Source organism: candidate division KSB1 bacterium, assembly GCA_024655945.1.
Classification (GTDB): domain Bacteria; phylum Zhuqueibacterota; class Zhuqueibacteria; order JANLFK01; family Oleimicrobiaceae; genus Oleimicrobium.
On record JANLFK010000011.1, the window covers coordinates 46,587 to 65,117 of the forward strand.

General features: G+C 62.7%; 18 protein-coding genes and 2 pseudogenes. 19 read left to right on the forward strand and 1 reads right to left on the reverse strand.

Annotated elements, in window-relative coordinates; all coding sequences use genetic code 11:
• Positions 1–131 precede the first annotated feature (131 nt).
• Positions 132–782: a Crp/Fnr family transcriptional regulator gene (locus NUW13_12680; protein ID MCR4439873.1), complete on the reverse strand. Its 651-nt coding sequence runs from the start codon at positions 780–782 to the stop codon at positions 132–134.
• Positions 783–912: 130 nt separating this feature from the next.
• On the opposite strand from NUW13_12680, the gene NUW13_12685 reads away from it, so the two are divergent.
• The 19 genes and pseudogenes from NUW13_12685 (at position 913) to aroB (ending at position 18,528) form a co-directional block, all read left to right on the forward strand.
• Positions 913–1,776 carry a 4Fe-4S binding protein gene (locus tag NUW13_12685; GenBank protein MCR4439874.1) on the forward strand — a complete coding sequence of 288 codons (864 nt, stop codon included), beginning with the start codon at positions 913–915 and terminating at the stop codon, positions 1,774–1,776.
• Between the two features lie 11 nt (positions 1,777–1,787).
• Positions 1,788–2,120 (forward strand): cupin domain-containing protein, encoded by a 333-nt coding sequence (locus NUW13_12690; protein MCR4439875.1) that lies wholly within the window; start codon positions 1,788–1,790, stop codon positions 2,118–2,120.
• Between the two features lie 202 nt (positions 2,121–2,322).
• Entirely contained in the window at positions 2,323–2,868 is a 546-nt protein-coding gene (locus NUW13_12695) for a hemerythrin domain-containing protein (GenBank protein MCR4439876.1), read from the forward strand.
• 106 nt (positions 2,869–2,974) lie between these two features.
• On the forward strand, positions 2,975–4,135 hold the full coding sequence (locus NUW13_12700; GenBank protein ID MCR4439877.1) for a hypothetical protein: 1,161 nt from the start codon (positions 2,975–2,977) through the stop codon (positions 4,133–4,135).
• Between the two features lie 63 nt (positions 4,136–4,198).
• Positions 4,199–4,633: pseudogene (locus NUW13_12705) on the forward strand (DUF438 domain-containing protein).
• 88 nt (positions 4,634–4,721) lie between these two features.
• Entirely contained in the window at positions 4,722–5,366 is a 645-nt protein-coding gene (locus NUW13_12710; protein ID MCR4439878.1) for a hemerythrin domain-containing protein, read from the forward strand.
• A pseudogene (locus NUW13_12715) lies at positions 5,354–5,614 on the forward strand (PAS domain-containing protein). The gene NUW13_12710 and the pseudogene NUW13_12715 overlap by 13 nt, the downstream one beginning before the upstream one ends.
• Before the next feature lie 74 nt (positions 5,615–5,688).
• Positions 5,689–7,965 carry a cbb3-type cytochrome c oxidase subunit I gene (locus NUW13_12720; protein MCR4439879.1) on the forward strand — a complete coding sequence of 759 codons (2,277 nt, stop codon included), beginning with the start codon at positions 5,689–5,691 and terminating at the stop codon, positions 7,963–7,965.
• 76 nt (positions 7,966–8,041) lie between these two features.
• Positions 8,042–8,461, forward strand: a complete 420-nt coding sequence (locus tag NUW13_12725) for a nitrous oxide-stimulated promoter family protein (GenBank protein ID MCR4439880.1) — start codon at positions 8,042–8,044, stop codon at positions 8,459–8,461.
• A 424-nt stretch (positions 8,462–8,885) separates the two neighbouring features.
• A complete protein-coding gene (locus NUW13_12730) occupies positions 8,886–9,146 on the forward strand; it encodes a chorismate mutase (GenBank protein MCR4439881.1) in 261 nt (86 codons plus the stop codon).
• A 16-nt stretch (positions 9,147–9,162) separates the two neighbouring features.
• Positions 9,163–9,996: a hypothetical protein gene (locus NUW13_12735; GenBank protein MCR4439882.1), complete on the forward strand. Its 834-nt coding sequence runs from the start codon at positions 9,163–9,165 to the stop codon at positions 9,994–9,996.
• A gap of 53 nt (positions 9,997–10,049) precedes the next feature.
• Complete coding sequence (locus tag NUW13_12740; GenBank protein MCR4439883.1) at positions 10,050–11,411, forward strand: TrpB-like pyridoxal phosphate-dependent enzyme; 1,362 nt, start codon at positions 10,050–10,052, stop codon at positions 11,409–11,411.
• Positions 11,412–11,444: 33 nt separating this feature from the next.
• A complete protein-coding gene (aroF, locus tag NUW13_12745) occupies positions 11,445–12,470 on the forward strand; it encodes a 3-deoxy-7-phosphoheptulonate synthase (protein ID MCR4439884.1) in 1,026 nt (341 codons plus the stop codon).
• Positions 12,467–13,585 (forward strand): prephenate dehydrogenase/arogenate dehydrogenase family protein, encoded by a 1,119-nt coding sequence (locus NUW13_12750; GenBank protein ID MCR4439885.1) that lies wholly within the window; start codon positions 12,467–12,469, stop codon positions 13,583–13,585. The genes aroF and NUW13_12750 overlap by 4 nt, the downstream gene beginning before the upstream one ends.
• Before the next feature lie 4 nt (positions 13,586–13,589).
• On the forward strand, positions 13,590–14,870 hold the full coding sequence (gene aroA / locus NUW13_12755) for a 3-phosphoshikimate 1-carboxyvinyltransferase (GenBank protein ID MCR4439886.1): 1,281 nt from the start codon (positions 13,590–13,592) through the stop codon (positions 14,868–14,870).
• The gene (locus NUW13_12760; protein ID MCR4439887.1) at positions 14,863–15,741 is read left to right on the forward strand and encodes a shikimate dehydrogenase; all 879 of its coding nucleotides are present in this window, start codon (positions 14,863–14,865) and stop codon (positions 15,739–15,741) included. The genes aroA and NUW13_12760 overlap by 8 nt, the downstream gene beginning before the upstream one ends.
• Position 15,742: 1 nt before the next feature.
• Positions 15,743–16,924, forward strand: a complete 1,182-nt coding sequence (gene aroC / locus NUW13_12765; GenBank protein ID MCR4439888.1) for a chorismate synthase — start codon at positions 15,743–15,745, stop codon at positions 16,922–16,924.
• Entirely contained in the window at positions 16,902–17,447 is a 546-nt protein-coding gene (locus NUW13_12770) for a shikimate kinase (GenBank protein ID MCR4439889.1), read from the forward strand. Before aroC ends, NUW13_12770 begins: the two co-directional genes overlap by 23 nt.
• A complete protein-coding gene (gene aroB, locus NUW13_12775; protein MCR4439890.1) occupies positions 17,434–18,528 on the forward strand; it encodes a 3-dehydroquinate synthase in 1,095 nt (364 codons plus the stop codon). Before NUW13_12770 ends, aroB begins: the two co-directional genes overlap by 14 nt.
• Positions 18,529–18,531: the final 3 nt, after the last annotated feature.

The following is an 18,531-nucleotide window of genomic DNA, read 5'->3' on the forward strand; positions in this document are numbered from 1 at the left end:
AGTAGGGAAACAATCACCGGCGGCCGATGAAGCTTTCCGCGCCATTGTTACATCTCGTTTGTTCTGACTTCCCGTCGTGACCAGGTGCTGCATACGACTTGTGCTGTGCAGAGCCGCTCCGTTCAAGCCGCCTATTGCCGCGCCTCCCATACACTCCGGTCAATTTCCATCACCCGGCGTTCCCAGCGCAGTTTGCCCTCGCCCTGCAGCCTGCGCAGTACCCGGGACAGGGTCTCGGGTGTGGCACCGATAGCCGCCGCGACGGTTTTCTTGGAAAGTGGCGAGACCACGCGTGTGGTGCAGCCAAACTGCTCCTCCAAGAAGCACCAGAGGCGCTCCTCCACATCGGCCGCCGAGCGCTGCGCCATTTGCTCGGTCAGGAAACGGAGCTTCTTAAGGAGGTTGCCGATGAATTCGTTCCGGAATCGCTCCTGCTCCAATAGACAGTGAAACTGTACCCTGGGCAGAAGGTAGAGAGTACTCTCCCGCAAGGCCACCGCACTCGCCGGGTAACGCTCCTGCTCGAAGAGAATGGCCTCCGCGAACATCTCGCCAGGTTTGACCACCTTGATCACCACCTCACGTCCATCCGGAGCGGTCTTGTAGAGCTGAACCGCCCCGCTGACAAGGATGTAGAGTGAGTAGGCCTTCTCCCCTTCTGAGAAGAGGATCTGCCCCTTGTCCACCTTCTTGGGCAGGCATATCTGGGCGATGGCACGAATGCTCTCCGCGGAGAAGTGTTGAAACAGACCGATACGGGTGAGCATTTGCTCGGGGTCCATCTCTCCTCCGGTCACAAGGGCCGTGCAAGAAAGTTGCATTCTCTTGACCAAAATCAAGGAATTCCTCATGCGCGCGGCATAAATTTACCACAACAAAAGGAAAAATGCCATGCGAAAGTGGAGAGACGCCGTGAAGCGCAACATCATCACCATCGACGAGGAAAAGTGCACTGGCTGCGGCTTGTGCATCCCCAACTGTCCGGAAGGGGCACTGCAGATCATCGACGGGAAGGCGCGCCTGGTGAGCGACCTTTTCTGCGATGGTCTGGGAGCCTGCATCGGTCATTGTCCGGAAGGGGCGATTACTGTGCTCGAGCGGGAAGCAGGGGAATACGACGAGCGCGCCGTCATGGCCACCATTGTGGCCAAAGGGCCCGCAACCGTCGCGGCGCATCTGAAGCACCTGGCAGAACATGGCCAGGAAGAGTACCTGCGCACGGCCCTTGCTTACTTGAGGGAGCACAACCTTCCAGTCCCGGCTGATGTTGCCCTGGCGGCGCAGCCGCCGGCCGGGTGTCCGGGATCGCGCTCCTTAGGATTTGCGCCCATTGCCGAGGAGGTTCCTGGCGCGCCCCAACCTTCGCAACTCAGGCAATGGCCCGTGCAGCTGCACCTCGTCGCCCCGCGTGCCCCCCATTTCCAGGGCAGTGATTTTCTCTTGGCGGCGGACTGTGTGGCCTACGCCATGGGCGATTTCCACCGCCAGCACTTACGCGGACGCACCCTTGCTATCGCCTGCCCAAAGTTGGATGAAGAACAGGAGATCTATTTGGAAAAACTACGCGTGCTCATCGATGAGGCCAAGATCAAGTCTCTGACGGTGATGGTCATGCAGGTGCCGTGTTGCAGTGGCCTGGTACGCCTGGCTCTGCGTGCCGCTGAAGAGGCGCGTCGAAAAATTGAGGTCAAGTACATCGTGGTCGGTCTGCGGGGCGAAGTGCTGCAACAGGACAGTTTGGCCCCGGGTGCCCTGCAGCGCCGCGCCGCCGGATGAGGAGGAGGGCAATGACTTCTGTGCAACGCGAAGAGCCAAAGTGGCCTGCGGAGTTGGCCGCCTTGGTGCAGTACCAGCCCGCAGCCATCGTGAGCAGGGCCATAGTGCAGGCGGCAGGTGGTTCGGTGACCTTGTTTGCTTTCGACGAGGGGCAACATCTGAGCGAGCACACTGCTCCATTCGACGCATTGGCGCACGTGCTTGAGGGCGCGGCGACCGTTGTCATCAGTGGAGTGGCCTATCAGGTGGAGGCGGGCCAGGCCATCCTCATGCCGGCCAACAAGCCACATGCTGTTCAGGCGCAGCAGCACTTCAAGATGGTGCTGACGATGATAAGGTCGTGACCAGCCGACAGCAGAAAAAGAACCCGCGATCTCAGAGGGACGCACAGAGTGGCGGACGAGTGTGGCCATGACCATCTGGCCGCCGATCTCTGTCACGCAGCGGCTCTGACAAGTACGCTGCCCTGGAGGCGGGCCGGAAGGGCAAGCTGGGCGCGGAGGCAAGCGCGAGCTGTCGCGGGCACAGAGCCAAGGGGAGGAAAGGATGAGACCAACGGAGACATTAGTCGAGGAGCATCGAATAATTCTCGTGGTGCTGGAGGCAGCAGAGCGGGAAGCGACGCGCATCGAAGCGACCGCCAAGGTGGACAACCCCCGGCTCGAGCAGCTGTCAGATTTCTTCCGCAACTTCGCCGATGCCTGCCATCATCGCAAGGAGGAAGAGCACCTCTTCAAGCTCCTCAAGAAGAAGCCACCGCTGCGCGGGCCTGTGGCGGTGATGCTGCAGGAGCACGAGATGGGCAGGGGTTTCCTCCGGAGTGTCAAGGAAGGACTGGCTGCTTGGGCGCAGGGCAATCCTGCGGGAGCCATGCAGGTGGTGGAGGGCCTGCGCAGCTACGCGGAGCTCCTGCGCGCCCACATCGATAAGGAGAACCAGGTGTTGTTCCCCATGGCCGATAGGGTCCTTACCCCAGCCGAGCAAGAGCAGCTTACCGTGACCTTCGAGAGGGTGGAGAAAGAGGAAGTCGGCGAAGGGGTGCACGAGCAGTATCACCGCATGGCGCTTCAGCTGGCGGAGGGTAAGCCCTGAAGGAGAAGAGGCGTGCCGGCGAGAGAGGAGCCGGAGGCGCCCGTCTCGTGTTGAGCAACGGCACGTAGTGTGCGGCAGGATCGCTATTCTGGAGGGACCAGGTTGGATGGTGGCAAAAGCCGTTAGTCCGTTTGCGCGGCCCGCGCCCGGTCTGCCCATCAGGCGCGGTGCACCGCCTTTGCGGCGCCCCACCAGGGCAGAAGCGGCGCGCTTTCCCATCGTCGCCAGAGAATTTATCGAGAGGACGCGGGCCGAGCAGACTCTTCTGGTGAACAGGCGACTCTACCACTTAGACTGGATGGCCGAGCGCCATTTCGTCTTGGCAGGGGCGACCGGCCACGGGCTTGGTGGAGCCTTAGCCGTGGCGACTCTGTTCCGTTTGGGGCGTCGCGGTAGCCTGACCGTCATCTCGCGCGATTTGTCCCTGTCGGTCGGGTACCAGAGCGGTCTTCTGATGCAACAGATGGCTGAGCAGTTGGGCCTCGGTGAGCGCTTCCACTGGTTGAACGACGGACTGGCCACCTCAGGGGAGGCATTCGAGCGCATTGTGGCCGCTTTGCGGCAGGCTCGCGCCACCGCGGTGGTGTACATCAACACCGTAGCCTCGGCCAGCTCGGGGCTATTGCCGGGATTGCCTCCTGTGTACGTCAAGGACATTGATCGCGATGGCCTCTTCCAATGGCAACTGGAACCGCTCAGCGAGAAGGCCATCGAGACCACCAAGTACGTCATGGGCACACTGGCGGTGCAGTTTCCGATGGCGCTGGAAAAAGCAGGTATTCACGTGGAAGTGAGCGCCTTTGCCGATTGGCGCGGCAGCCTGGACCACTGCAGCCGCAACCCCGCTGTCCCGGAGTACGGCCGTCATGGGCCCTATTCCACCAGCCTCTTCCTGCCGAAGGACATCATCCAGGCGGCCACCAGAGCAGCGTACAAGACCTCACGCAAGGTAATCGACGTCTTCTTCCCCGTGATGAAGACGCGGGCCCTGTCCTACATCCCCGGCGGCAGGCTCATGGCGCTGCTGTATGACGAGCTGCGCCGCCGCGAAGAGCTCCCCTTCATCGACATCCCAGAGCTGGCGGTAGCCTTCCTCGACAGGGTTGGCCGCGCGCTCGACAAAGGTGTGGACAACCTCTTCCCACGCCTCGATCTCCATGAGGCCTCTCTGGACTTTTGGTTCTACGAAGTGATGCAGCGCCTCACCATGGACGAGAACGACGAGTTCTTCTACAAACGGTGGATTCGCGATGACTGGGACGAATAGATTGCCTGCCGCCCCGCAAAGCGATGGCCGGTCCTTGGCGAGAAGCTGACGAGGAGGAAAGCAATGCATCTATCAGCATCAACTCGGGTGGGAGAGCTCCTGAAGGAGCACCCCTTTTTGCTCGATTTCCTGGTGAGTCGATCGGAGAAGTTCAAGCTGCTGACGAACCCACTGCTGCGGCGCACCGTGGGACAGGTGGCTACCCTTGCGCAGGTGGCGGCCATCGGCAATATCGAGCTGGGAACATTGCTGGCGGAGATAGCCGGGGAGATCAAGCGCCAGACCGGCCAAGAGGTGACGTTGGATACCTCAGCGGTGCCACCAGTGACCGTCACCGACCCCGCACATCGGATTGAGATGCTCAAGGCCATCATTGCCGACTTGCACGAAGGGCGGGACATTGCCACTGCCCGGCAGCGCTTCCGCGAGCTCATCAAGGACGTCGAGCCGAGCGAGATGGCGGCCATGGAGCAGAAGCTCATCGAAGAGGGGATGCCCGAGGCAGAAGTCAGGCGTTTGTGTGACGTGCATGTGGAGGTGTTCAAAGAGGCTTTGGAACGCCACGAACTGCCCGGTGCACACCTTCATGCAGGAGAACCGCGCCTTAGAGGGACTCGTGCAACAGGTCAGGGAGCTCACCGCACACCCGTCCCCTCCCCGCGACGCGCTGCCCAGGCTCGCCACCCTGGTGGACGAGTTGCGCAAAGTAGACCTCCACTACCTGCGGAAGGAGAACCAGCTTTTCCCGCTGCTGGAGAAACACGAGGTGAGCGGGCCGTCGCAAGTCATGTGGGCCATTCACGACGATATTCGCGGACAGCTCAAAAAATGTGCACAAATGTTAGAGGCGGGGGACACGGCAGAGGCAATCGCTCTGCTGGCCCGCGCTTCCCAAGAGATAGCCGACATGATTTACAAGGAAGAACACATCTTATTCCCCCGGCTTTGGAACTCGGCTCCCGAGGAGTGGGTGCGGGTGAAGGCAGGCGAGGAAGAGATCGGCTTTGCCTGGATTGCCCCACCGCCGCCCTGGCAGCCGAAAGCTGAGGAACCCCCTCCCTTTGCAGCAGCCGCTCAGGCGTGGAAGTTCGACACCGGCCACCTGACCCCTGAGCAGGCCAACCTCATCCTCACGCACTTGCCAGTTGACCTTTCGTTGTCAACGAGCGCGACGAGGTCGTCTACTACTCGGCCACGCGCGAACGCCTCTTTCCGCGCAGTCCTGGGGTGATCGGCCGCAAGGTGCAAAAGTGCCACCCACCGAAGAGCGTGCACATCGTGCAGCAGATCCTTGACGATTTTCGTAGCGGCAAGAAGGACGTGGCCGAGTTTTGGATCACCGCGCATGGGCGCTTCATCCATATCCGCTACTTTGCGGTGCGCGACCGCGCAGGAGTCTATCGTGGTTGCCTCGAAGTGACGCAGGACGTGACCGGCATTCGCGCGCTCACAGCCGAAAAGCGACTGCTGGACTGGTGATGACAGGTTCGGCGGGTACCTTGTGGCGATGCCCTGTCCGAGCGAGGTAGAACAGCAACTGAAGGAGGTGCACAATGTCCATCGCAAAGTTGAAATGGGCAGCCATTGCCGCCTTCGTGGTAGCGATGGCAGTGCTGTTGGGTGGTGGACTGGCGGCAAAACGGCAGCTTGCCCCCTATCCGGGCACGGTGACCGATGCGGAGGGGAGAGCCCTCTTCACACGGGCGGACATACTGCATGGCCAGGAGGTCTACCAACGCCATGGCCTAATGGACCATGGCAGTGTGTGGGGGCATGGTTCGCAGCGCGGGCCGGAATTCTCGGCCCTTACCCTACACCTCATCGGCGAGGCCCTGCGCGAGGAGGCAGCATTCCAGGAATTCGGGCGCGCATACGCCGAACTGGGCCAGGCAGAGAGGGAACTGGTCGACTTGAAGACCAAGTGGGAGGTCAAGGAGAATCGTTACGATCCTCAGGCGGACAGGCTGGTGCTTTCGCCCACCCAGATCAAGGCCTTGGCGCGCGTGGAGCAGTACTGGGACAAGGTGTTAGGAGAGGGGGAACTTCGCTACGGCTTCCTGCCGCAAACGGTCAAGGACGCCGCCGACCGGCAGCAGGTCGCCCGCTTTTTCTTCTGGACTGCATGGGTTGCCTCGGTGCAGCGTCCTGGGGAGGACTACTCCTACACCAACAACTGGCCTCCCGATCGCAGCGTGGGCAACACTGCCACCACGAACGTCTACCTCTGGACGCTGGGCGGCATCTTCTCCCTGTTCATCGTGTTGGGGCTGTTCATCTATTGGGTGCACCACCACGAGCTTTGGTACGGCGAGGCGCGTGGCGTGCCCTTAGCGGAGAAACTCATCGACATGCCGCTCACGCCGAGCCAGTTCCGGGCGGCAAAGTTCTTCCTCGTGGTCATCCTTCTGTTCCTCCTGCAGACTACGTTCGGCGGACTACTTGCCCACTACACGGTGCATCCGCGCAACTTCTACGTGTCGTGGATCGCCAAGGTGATGCCGTACAGTTGGGCAAAGAGCTGGCATCTGCAACTGGCCATCTTCTGGATCGCCACCACCTGGGTGGCCTCCGCCATCTACTTGGCGCCCATTCTGGGCGGGCGCGAGCCGAAGCGTCAAGGTCTCCTGGTGAACATCCTGTTCATCGCAGTGCTCGCCGTTGCCCTGGGTAGCCTGTTTGGCGAGGTGGCAGGCATCAAGGGGTTGCTGGGCAAGGCGTGGTTCTGGCTCGGACACCAAGGGTGGGAGTATCTTGAGCTTGGCCGGGTGTGGCAGATCCTGCTTTTCGTGAGCCTCATCGCCTGGCTGCTCATCGTCTACCGCGCGGTGGCTCACCACCTCCGGCTGAAGCACAAGGACGAGTTCACCGCGCTGATCTGGTTCTACCTCCTCAGTGCCATCCTGGTGGTGGGCTTTTTCGGCTTTGGCCTCACGTACGGCCGGGGCACGCACCTGACGCTGGCCGACTACTGGCGCTGGTTCGTGGTGCACATCTGGGTGGAGAGCATTTTCGAGTTTTTCGGCGTGGCTGTAATCTCCACCCTGCTGGTGGCCATGGGCCTGGTGACGGCGAAGGCGGCGCTGCGGGTGGCATACTTTACCGCCGCCCTTGTCTTCCTCACCGGGATCATCGGCACTGCCCACCATTACTTCTGGTACGGCGGTCCCTCCTTCTGGCTGGGGTGGGGCGCTGTCTTCTCCTCCATGGAGCCTGTGCCGCTCTTCGGTCTGGTGGTGCGGGCACTGATGGAGTACAAGGCAGTGAGGGGACAGGGACAGGAGTTCCCCTACCGCTGGCCTTTCTACTTCCTGGTTGCCTCTTCTTTCTGGAACTTTCTCGGGGCCGGCGTGTTCGGGTTCCTGATCAATCTGCCCATTGTCAACTACTTCGAGCACGGCACCTATCTGACGATGAATCACGGCCACACGGCCTTGTTCGGCACTTATGGCATGTTGTCCATCGCGCTGCTGCTTTTCTCGTGGCGTGGCCTGGTGGACAAGGCGCGATGGAATGATCGCCTGCTTGGGCTGTCCTTCTGGGGTTTGAACGGTGGCCTGCTTTTGATGGCCCTGGCCACCCTGTTGCCGGTGGGTATCATGCAGGCGTGGACAAGCTTCAAGGAGGGGCTGTGGGTGGCGCGCGACGCCTCCTTCTTCGAACGTGGGCCGGTGGTGTTGCTGGGACAGCTGCGCATGATTCCCGATTTGCTCATCATTCTCTTCGGGGTGGTTCCACTGGCTTACTTCTTGTTCTCCACGTACCCGAGGCTAAAGCCACCCGCTATCAAGGCCGGGGAATCGGTGTGGAAGGAGCTGGGAACGGAGCTCTGAGCTGAGGCGGGGAGGCCGGCAGCGATGGGCCGCGGCCTCCCCGTCCGAATCGATCACATCAGAATGTGAGTGTCATATGGTGAGACGAGCTGGCAATCGCCTTCTGCGTGAAGAGCGGACCGTTGCGGTCATGATCGGCATCTATTGTGCCGGCGCACACGGCAGCCGGGTCGGTTTGTGCGCCGAGTGTAAGGAGGTCTTGGCCTATGCTCGGCAGCGCGTGGCGCGATGCCCCTTTGGGGCAGAGAAGCCTACCTGCGCCAAATGCGTCGTGCACTGCTTTCGCCAGGACATGCGGGCCAGGATCCGTGCGGTGATGCGCTATGCCGGGCCGCGCATGCTTTTTCGCCACCCTGTGCTTGCGTTCTTCCATCTGTTGGACAGGCGGCGAGGCGCCCCACAACTGCCCCTGGCAGAGGGCGCGAAGGACTCAAAGCTATGCGAGCCACAGGGAGCAGCGGCCAATCGGTTCACGGTCACGCAAGAAAGTGCTTGACAAGCTTGTGGCTTTTGAGTATATTTACCGCAACAAAGGTAACAGGTATGGCTACTTCTCAGGTACAGCGAGATCTCTCCCATCACTGGTTTTGGTACTGGTATTATCATATCAGTGGTGGGAGGAATTTGTCCCTGACCTGAAGTACTACCAAGCATAGCAAGAGGCAAATTCAGCCCACCACAGAGCAGCGTGGTGGGCGTTTTGTTTTTCTGGCCATGCCACTTGGAGCGTCGTTGGCAGCCCTTTGCGATTCGCCACGGATAGGCGCGAGCATCCCGGCTGTAACCTGCCGGTGTCTGCGGCCTGTGCCTTCGTTCGTGGTTTCTGAGAGACTGCTCATGTCCACCGACGCCGCGCGGCGCGGCCGTGGCGATAGATGGCTGACCAATGGTGACCTGGAGTGCTTCACGGGAGGGATGCAGTGGAAGATCCCCTTGTCGCCGCAAGAAAGAGAATCGACGACATCGATAGTGCGATCATCGCGCTGCTGAACGAGCGGGCGCGCTGCGCCCTCAGCATTGGCGCCATCAAGCGGGAGCGGGGCCTTCCGGCTCGCGACGCAGCGCGGGAGGCAACCATCTTGGCGCGCGTGGAGAGGGAATCGGGAGGCCCCCTGGCGGGTTCTTCGCTCCGCCGGATTTTTGCAGAAATCGTCGCTGCATGTCGCAGCTTGCAGGAATAGCCAAGCAGGAGGTGACGTGGCCCAAGCCAATGACCAGCTGAAGATAGGCGAGTTGCCCCGCCTGACCATTCTTCCCATCGAGGACGTGCTCTTTCACGAGGAGCCAGATGAGGAGCGAGCGACGCTGCTCACCGCAAAACTCGAGAAGGAGGGGGTGCTGAGGAACCCGCCTATCGTCGCCGATGTCAACGGCGCCAGGCGACGCATCCTGCTTGATGGCGCCAATCGGCTGACGGCCCTGCGCACCCTTGGCTTCCGGCATGTGTTGGTGCAGGAAATCGATCTGTTTGACCCTGGCCTGGTCATTTCCCAATGGCACCACGCCGTGGAGCGCCTGGACAGGTCCTATTTCCAGCAGAGACTGGCCGAGATCGACGGGCTCATGGTCAGCGAGGAGGCTTTTTCGGAAGGCGGTGCCATCGCCCGCCTGCAGTTTCCCGACCGCTCCCACTTGCACCTCTGTGCCGACGGGGACATCTTCCACCTTGTCCGCCTGCTTGCACAGGTGACCAGCCTGTATCACGGCTCGGCGTACATGGACCGCGTGAGTTACACCAACCTCGAACACCTGCAGCGCAACTATGCCGAGTTCAGCGCTCTGGTTTCTTTCCGCACCTTTAGCAAAGATGAAATAGTCGAGCTCACGACGAACAACGCCAAAGTGCCGAGCGGCATCACCCGTGTGGTGGTGCCCAAGCGGGCTCTGTTCTTCAATCTCCCCCTGGAGGTTTTGGCCAGAGGCGCTAGCACTGCGGAACTGCATCAGTGGCTCCAACGGCATTTGGCCGACAAGATCAGGAGCAAGTCTATCCGCTTCTACCAGGAACCGACCTTTATCTTCGACGAGTAGCTGACCCTGGGCGCGCCCAGGAAGGAACTGTACCAAAACGTGAGGAGTGCGCAATGGACAGAGTCAAGTACCAGCTGGATGAGAAGGAGGTGCCGCGGCAATGGTACAACATCCAGGCCGATCTCCCGGAGCCGCTGCCGCCGGTTCTTCATCCGGCAACTGGCAAGCCCGTAGGTCCGGATGACCTGGCACCGCTCTTCCCCGTGGCGCTCATCACGCAGGAGGTGAGCACCGAGCGCTGGATCGACATTCCCGAAGGGGTGCGGGAGGTGTACGCACTCTGGCGCCCAACGCCGTTGTACAGGGCCAGACGACTGGAGAAAGCATTGGATACGCCGGCGCGGATCTTCTACAAGTACGAGGGGGTGAGCCCAGCAGGCAGTCACAAGCCGAACACCGCAGTTGCCCAGGCCTACTACAATGCCAAGGAAGGCATCAAGCGGATTACCACCGAGACAGGTGCTGGACAGTGGGGGAGTGCGCTGGCGCTGGGCGGTATGTTCTTCGGGGTGGAAGTGAAAATCTACATGGTGGCGATAAGCTATCGGCAGAAGCCTTATCGCCGCATTCTCATGGAGACATGGGGGGCTACCTGCATCCCCAGTCCCAGCAATGAGACCAAGGCCGGTCGAGCGGTGCTGGCCCGCGATCCCGACAGCCCGGGCAGCCTGGGCATCGCTATTAGCGAGGCGGTGGAGGAGGCTGTCACCCGCGACGACACCCACTACTCTTTGGGCAGTGTGCTCAACCACGTGCTGCTGCATCAGACTGTCATCGGCTTGGAAGCAAGACGGCAGATGGAGCTGGCAGGCTACTATCCGGATGTCATCGTCGGTTGCATCGGCGGGGGCTCCAATGCGGCCGGGCTGTACCTGCCCTTCTTGAAGGACAAGATCGACGGGGCGCAGCCGCACCTCCGGGTGATCAACGTGGAGCCAGCCAGTTGCCCCACGGTCACCAAGGGCCTGTACGCCTACGACTTTGGCGACAGTGCCGGCCTGACCCCGCTGCTGAAGATGTACACCTTAGGTCACGACTTTGTGCCGCCGCCAGTACACGCGGGTGGTCTGCGCTACCATGGCATGGCGCCGATTGTGTGCCACCTGCATCGCTTAGGGCTGGTGGAGGCGCGGGCCGTCAATCAGGTGGACACGTTCCAGGCAGGAGTGACCTTTGCCCGTCATGAGGGAATTGTCCCGGCCCCGGAGAGCAACCACGCCATTCGCGTGGTCATCGACGAAGCACTGCGCTGCAAGGAGGAGGGGAAGGCACGCACCATTCTTTTCAACCTTAGCGGCCATGGCCACTTCGACATGGCGGCCTACGAGAGCTTCCTGGGCGGCAAGTTGCGGGACTATGAGTATCCGGAAGAACAAGTGGCGGAGGCGCTCAAGCGTCTGCCTGTCGTATCCTGAGCGCCTTCGACCGCGCGATCCGGAGGAAGCCCCATGGTTGTGGTGATGGACGACAACGCCACCCCGGAAGAGATCCAGGCGGTGGAGGACAAGCTGGTTGCCCTTGGTTTTCGGGTGCATCGCTCTACCGGGGTGAACCGTACCATCCTCGGTGCCATCGGTGACAAGCGAGGGGTAGACACGCGCGTCCTGGAGGTGATGCGTGGAGTGCATGAGGTGCTGCGCGTCACCGAGCCGTACAAGCTGGCCAGCCGCGCTTTTCACCCGTTGGACACGGTGGTGCGCGTGAGGGACGTTGAGGTGGGGGGCGAGGAGGTGGTGGTGATGGCCGGTCCCTGCGCGATAGAGAGCGAGGCGCAGATTGACGAGGTGGCCGGCTTGGTCAAGAAGGCTGGGGCGCGCGTGCTCCGTGGTGGGGCCTTCAAGCCGCGCACCTCGCCTTACAGCTTTCAAGGCCTGGGCGAAGAAGGGTTGCGCTTCCTGCGCAACGCAGCGCAGGCACATGGTCTGGCGGCGGTCTCTGAGCTCATCGAGGCTCGCGACGTGGAGATGGTGGCCTTGTACGTGGATCTTCTCCAGATTGGCGCGCGCAACATGCAGAATTTTCCCCTGCTCAAAGAGGCAGGTCGAGCTGGCAAGCCAGTGCTCCTAAAGAGGGGCATGGCGGCCACCATCGAGGAGTGGCTCATGGCAGCCGAGTACATCATGGCCGCTGGCAACTCGCAGGTCATCCTGTGCGAACGGGGCATTCGCACCTTTGAGACCTACACGCGCAACACCATGGACATTTCGGCAATACCGGTGGTGAAAAAGCGGAGTCATTTGCCCATCATCGCTGACCCCAGCCACGGCACTGGCCTGCGCGACAAGGTGGCGCCCATGGCCCGCGCGGCGGTGGCGGCCGGAGCCGATGGACTGCTGGTCGAAGTGCACCCGCGTCCCGACGAGGCACTCTCCGATGGCGCACAGTCCCTGCTGCCGGAGCAGTTTGCGCATCTGATGGAGGAGCTGCGCATCATCGCCTGGGCCATTGGCAGGAGGGTGGCGGAGCCGCAATGAGCGACACTACCCAACAAAAGGCGCCCAGGCGCGTGGCGATCATCGGCATCGGGGTGATTGGCGGCTCGTTGGCCATGGCCGTCAAGCGCAAACTACCAACGGTGGAGATCTTGGCCAGCGATGAGGAGCCGATCGTTGCTCTGGGGAGAGAACTTGGCGCCATCGACCGAGGGTTCGCCAAGGAAGAGGTGGAGCGATGCGTGGCACAGGCCGACGTCGTGGTGTTGGCGACGCCCATTGCGGAGATCCTGCGCCTCTTGCCAAGGGTGGCAGCGGCAGTCCGACCTGGCACCATAGTCACCGATGTCGGAAGCAGCAAGCGCACGATAGTACAGGCAGCCGAAGCCGTGTTCCCTTCTGGCTGCTACTTTGTGGGCGGTCACCCGATGGCTGGCTCGGAACGCCAAGGCCTGCGCGGAGCCGATCCCCTCATGTTCGACAACGCAGTGTGGGTGCTCACGCCGGCTGCCAAGACCCCTGCGCGTGTGGTGCGTTCCCTGGGCAGCCTCTTAGAGCAGGTTGGGGCCAAGGTGCTCATTGTCAGCCCGCTGTTGCACGACCGGGTAGCGGCGGCGGTTAGCCACCTGCCCCAGCTTCTGGCCGTGGCGCTGATGAATATGGTCGCCCGGCATCAATCCGACATGCCCCACCTGCTGAAGTTGGCGGCAGGCGGATTCCGGGACATGACGCGCATCGCCTCCAGTCCCTACCGCATGTGGGCGGACGTGCTTGCCACCAACGTCGAGCAGATCGTGCCCTTTGTGGACGAGTACATCGCCGAGCTGCAGCGCCTCCGCAGCAGGCTCCTGGCCGGGGATTTGGCAGGAGAGTTCGACAGTGCTGCCCGCAGCAGGCTGTCCATTCCGCGCGACACAAAGGGCTTTCTGAAGCCCCACTATGACCTCATCGTCCAGGTGGAAGATCGGCCCGGGGTGATTGCGGCGATGGCCGGGGCACTGGCCGCCGAGGAGATCAACATCAAGGACATCGAGGTGCTGAAGGTGCGGGAGGGCGATGCCGGCAGCATCCGCATGGCCTTCGAGTCGGAGGCCTGTCGCACGCGCGCCGCGACGCTCATTGGCCGCCTGGGTTACCGGACGCGCAGGGTGGAGTGAGGCCATGGACCGGGAGATCAGAGGAGGCGGTGCGCTGCGCGGCACGGTGAGGGTGCAAGGGGACAAGTCGATTTCCCATCGGGCCCTGATTTGTGGCGCCATAGCCGAGGGCCGGACGCACATCCGCAACCTTTGCCCGGGCAAGGACGTGCAGAGCACGATAGCGTGTCTGCAAGCCTTAGGAGTGCCGATCCGGGTGTGCGGGAGCGAGGCCAGCGTGGACGGCGTGGGCCTGCGCGGTTTGCGGCCGCCGCCCGCCGTACTCGACGCGGGCAATTCCGGGACGACCATGCGACTCCTTGCCGGCGTTCTGGCCGGTCAGCAGTTTGCCGCCTCCCTCACCGGGGATGAGTCACTCCGGCGGCGGCCCATGGCGCGCGTCATCGAGCCCTTGGCCATGATGGGCGCGCGCATCGAATCTATGCCCGGAGGCTTCGCACCGCTGCGCATTCAGGGCGGCAAGCTCACGGCCATCTCCTATGCAATGCCGGTTGCCAGCGCTCAAGTCAAATCGGCGGTGCTGTTGGCCGGCCTCTTTGCCGAAGGCACAACCGAGGTCGTGGAGCCAGCGCCCACGCGTGACCACACCGAGCGCATGCTGCCCCACTTCGGCGTGGCAGTAAGCGTGGACCGCAGAGCGGTGGCCGTACGTGGGCCGGCACGGCTGCAGGGCGCCAGCGTGGAGGTACCGGGGGACATATCTTCGGCAGCCCTTCTCCTGGCAGCGGCCGCGGTGGTGGAAGGGTCCGCTTTGCGGGTCGAAAAAGTAGGCGTCAATCCGACCCGCAGCGGCCTGCTCGAGGTTTTGAGGAAGATGGGCGCGCGGATAGTTCTCGAAGAACAGGCGGAGGCCTGGGAGCCGGTGGCCGATCTCCTTGTAGAGGCAGGTTCGCTGCGTGCCGTGGAAATCGACGGTGCGCTTGTCCCGCGCCTGATTGACGAGCTGCCGGTGCTGGCGGTGGTGGCCACCCAGGCCGAAGGGGAGACTCGCATCCAAGGCGCAAGAGAGTTGCGCGTGAAGGAGAGTGACCGCATCCGGGCTGTGGCCGCCAATCTCAGGGCCATGGGCGCCGAGGTGCAGGAGCTCGAAGACGGGCTCGTCATCCCCGGACCTCAGAAGCTGAAGGGGGCCGCGGTGGACAGCTTCGGCGACCACCGCATCGCCATGAGCTTTGCGGTTGCCGGGTTGCTCGCCCACGGCCCGACTGTGATCCGCCACGCCGAGTGCGTGGATATCTCCTTTCCTGGCTTCTTCGACTTGCTCGAGGAGCTGCGCCGTGGCTGACGCGCACACCCAGACGCTCGGGCTCATCGGCGATCCTGTGGACCATTCCCTTTCGCCTCTACTGCATGGGAACTTGATTCACGTCCTTGGCGTGAACTGTTGCTACCATGCCTTCCGGGTGCGCCGCGAGGAGCTGGCCGAGGCTGTGGCCGGGCTAAGGGCGCTCGGCGTGAGGGGGGTCAATGTCACCATCCCGCACAAAGAGGCGGTCTTGCCGCTGCTGGACGAGGTTTCCCCAGAGGCCCGGGCAGTGGGGGCCGTGAATGTCATCGTCAACCAGCAGGGACGACTGCTTGGGTACAATTCGGACACTGCCGGGGTGGAACTGGCCCTGAGGCGGCGTGGGGTGGACGTGCGTGGCTGCAAGGTCGTGGTACTGGGCGCGGGGGGCGCCGCGCGCGCGGTGGTGTGGGTGCTGGCGCAGATGGGGGCGGCAGCTGTGCACATCCACAGCCGCACACCGACCCGAGGAGAACGACTTGCCAGCGAATTGGCCGAATCGTGCGGCAAGACTGAGCTGACCGTGTTCCCGTGGGAGGAAGCTGCTCTCGCCCGGAGTCTGGAGGGTGCGGCGCTCCTGGTCAACGCGACGCCCTGCGGCATGTGGCCCCGGCATCACGAATCGCCCGTGACGGGCAATTTCCTCGGCAAGGGCATAGTGGTGTTCGACTTAGTTTACAATCCCCTGCACACTCGCTTGCTGCGGGAGGCGGCAGGACGCGGGGCGCAGACCATACCCGGCCTGGACATGCTCATCTTCCAAGCGGTGGAGGCGATGGCACTCTGGACCGGCCGCCGTCCGGCAAAGGAGGGCGAATTCATGACCGAGATGCGCACATTTCTCAGCAAGGAACTGCAGGGTTATGCGTAGACTGCGGTACTTCACTGCAGGCGAGTCGCACGGCAAGGCACTGGTAGGCATTCTGGAGGGGATGCCCGCCCAGGTGCCGGTGCGCAGGGAGGAGATTGACCGCCAATTGCGTCGTCGGCAAGCGGGCTACGGGAGAGGCGGTCGCATGGCCATCGAACAGGACCGCGTGGAGATTGTTGCCGGCGTGCGCGCAGGGTACACCACCGGCGCTCCGGTAGCACTCATCGTAGCCAATCGGGACTGGCAGAATTGGCAGGAGGTCATGGCTGTAGAAGCATGTGGCCAACGACCTGAGCCGGTGACGGTGCCGCGCCCGGGTCACGCGGACCTTGCCGGTGCCCTCAAGTACGGGCATGCCGACCTGCGCGACGTCATCGAGCGGGCCAGCGCCCGCGAGACCGCTATGCGGGTAGCGTTGGGAGCGATCGCCGGCGAGCTTCTGGAACAAGTGGCTATTGGCGTGGTCAGCCACGTCACGGCCATTGCTGGTCACTGGAGTCGCTGGCAAGCGACGGATGAGACGCCGGCAGCTGCTGGTCGCCGTGCTCTGCAGTGGTGCCGCAGAGTGTGGGCGCAGGCGGACAAATCGCCGGTGCGCTGCCTGGATCCTGAGGACGAGAAGCGCATGATCGCAGCAATCGATGAGGCACGCGAGGCGGGCGACTCCGTCGGTGGCGTGCTCGAAGTGGTGGCTGTGGGCGTGCCCCCGGGACTCGGCAGCTATGTGCACTGGGACCGCCGCCTGGACGGGCGCTTGGCCATGGCAGTGATGTCGATTCCCGGCATCAAGAGTGTTGAGATCGGCCTGGGGTCGAAAGCCGCAGACCTGCGCGGTTCGCAAGTCCACGATGAGATCAGCCCCCGGCCGCGGCGCAGGCTAGCACGGGCCAGCAACCGGGCAGGCGGCATCGAGGGCGGCGTGAGCAACGGCCAGCCCATCGTGCTGCGCGCTGCCATGAAACCGATACCGACGCTTGCCCGCCCCTTGCGTTCTGTGGACTTGCGCGATGGCAAGCCCGAGGCGGCTCTTCGTGAGCGGGCAGATGTGTGTGCGGTCCCGGCGGCTGCGGTGGTCGCAGAGGCCATGGTCAAACTGGTGCTTGCCGATGCCATCTTGGAAAAGTTCGGCGGCGACTCACTGCCTGAACTGCTTGCAGCCTATGAGCGCGCCACGGTCCGGTAACCTCTACCTCATCGGCTTCATGGGCGCAGGCAAGAGCAGCCTCGGCCGAGCCCTTGCCGCACGCCTGGGCATGACCTTTGTCGACACCGACCAGCTCGTCGAGCAACTGACCGGACGCCGCATCGCCGACATTTTCGCTCAAGAAGGTGAAGGTCATTTTCGGCAGCTCGAGCGGCAGGTGATCCAAATCGTGAGCAGCCGTAGCGGCCAGGTGGCTGCAGTCGGCGGGGGCGCGGTCATGGATAGCGAAAACTGGCGACGGCTGCAAGGGAGTGGGACCACCGTGTACCTCGAATGCACCGCCTCACTCTTGGCCCGCCGACTTGCCGAGGACAGAGTGCGTCCGCTGCTACGGGGACTTGAGGGAGAGGAGCGTTCCCGGGCCATTGCAGGCCTGTTGGCGGAGCGGGAGCCGCGTTACCGCCAGGCGCAGGTGGTTCTGCGTGTGCACGAAAAGAGCACGACCGAAGCCCTGGTGAGTCGACTGCTGGTGGTGTTGGGGAAACAGGATGGAGACGATTGAGGTCAAAGTAGGCACCGGCTCCTACCCGGTGCACGTCGAAATGGGCCTGCTCGCACGGGTGGGGGAACTGCTCGCCCCTTGCCTGGTGGGCCGGCGTGTTGCGCTGGTCACCGATAGCCACGTGGCTCCCCTCTACGGCCCGCAAGTGAGCCCGAGTCTCCGGGCAGCCGGGGTGGAAGTGACCCAGTACGCCGTGCCTGCGGGTGAGGCGTCCAAGTCGCTGCGCTCCTGCCAGTGGCTGTGGGGAAAGCTTATAGAGGACCGGCTCGATCGCAGTGCCACGGTGGTCGCGCTTGGTGGAGGGGTGGTTGGCGACCTGGCAGGATTTGTGGCATCAACGTACCTGCGTGGGGTGCGCTTGGTGCAGATTGCCACCACCCTCATTGCACAAGTAGATAGCGCATTGGGCGGCAAGACGGGGATCAATCACCCGGCCGCAAAGAACGTCATCGGGACCTTCTATCATCCGTGCTGCGTGCTCATCGACCCGACTGTGCTCGCGACTTTGAAGAGGCGCGATCTGCGTGCGGGATTTGCTGAAGTGCTCAAATATGCCATCGTCGCCCACCCAGCGCTGTTCCAGGTGTTGCAGGAGAAGTTGGAGGCCTTGCTGAGTTTCCAGGACGAGAAAGCTCTTGCCTGGGTGATCAGTGAATGTTGCCAGGTGAAAGCGCGCATCGTCAGCAGAGACGAGCGCGAGCAGGGGATGCGGCGGGTGCTCAACTTTGGCCATACCATCGGGCATGCCCTGGAGGCCGCCACCAGGTTCAGGGTGCTCCGTCACGGCGAGGCGGTGCTCGTGGGCATGCGTGGGGCAGCTTGGCTGTCCGCGCAAAGGGGGCTTTTAGCGGATGAGCAGTTCCGAGCGGTCATCAAGCTCCTGAATCGGCTGCCGTGCTCAGTGGATCTGTCGCGCGTAGCCCCTTCCGCAGTGATGGAATTTGTCGCTGCCGACAAGAAGCATTATGCCCGGGCGCTGCACTTTGTGGGTTTGCGGGGCATCGGCTGGCCGCAGGTCATTACCGACGTGACGGAGCAGGAACTCATGGCCGCCATCGCGTATGCCTTGGGCAGGAGGTGACGG

Coding starts and splice junctions, on each gene's coding strand:
- NUW13_12680 (MCR4439873.1), bottom strand. CDS start 782: ATGGACCCCGAGCAAATGCTCACCCGTATCGGTCTGTTTCAACACTTC.
- NUW13_12690 (MCR4439875.1), top strand. CDS start 1,788: ATGACTTCTGTGCAACGCGAAGAGCCAAAGTGGCCTGCGGAGTTGGCC.
- NUW13_12695 (MCR4439876.1), top strand. CDS start 2,323: ATGAGACCAACGGAGACATTAGTCGAGGAGCATCGAATAATTCTCGTG.
- NUW13_12700 (MCR4439877.1), top strand. CDS start 2,975: ATGGTGGCAAAAGCCGTTAGTCCGTTTGCGCGGCCCGCGCCCGGTCTG.
- NUW13_12710 (MCR4439878.1), top strand. CDS start 4,722: ATGCAGGAGAACCGCGCCTTAGAGGGACTCGTGCAACAGGTCAGGGAG.
- NUW13_12720 (MCR4439879.1), top strand. CDS start 5,689: ATGTCCATCGCAAAGTTGAAATGGGCAGCCATTGCCGCCTTCGTGGTA.
- NUW13_12725 (MCR4439880.1), top strand. CDS start 8,042: ATGGTGAGACGAGCTGGCAATCGCCTTCTGCGTGAAGAGCGGACCGTT.
- NUW13_12740 (MCR4439883.1), top strand. CDS start 10,050: ATGGACAGAGTCAAGTACCAGCTGGATGAGAAGGAGGTGCCGCGGCAA.
- aroF (MCR4439884.1), top strand. CDS start 11,445: ATGGTTGTGGTGATGGACGACAACGCCACCCCGGAAGAGATCCAGGCG.
- NUW13_12750 (MCR4439885.1), top strand. CDS start 12,467: ATGAGCGACACTACCCAACAAAAGGCGCCCAGGCGCGTGGCGATCATC.
- aroA (MCR4439886.1), top strand. CDS start 13,590: ATGGACCGGGAGATCAGAGGAGGCGGTGCGCTGCGCGGCACGGTGAGG.
- NUW13_12770 (MCR4439889.1), top strand. CDS start 16,902: ATGAGCGCGCCACGGTCCGGTAACCTCTACCTCATCGGCTTCATGGGC.
- aroB (MCR4439890.1), top strand. CDS start 17,434: ATGGAGACGATTGAGGTCAAAGTAGGCACCGGCTCCTACCCGGTGCAC.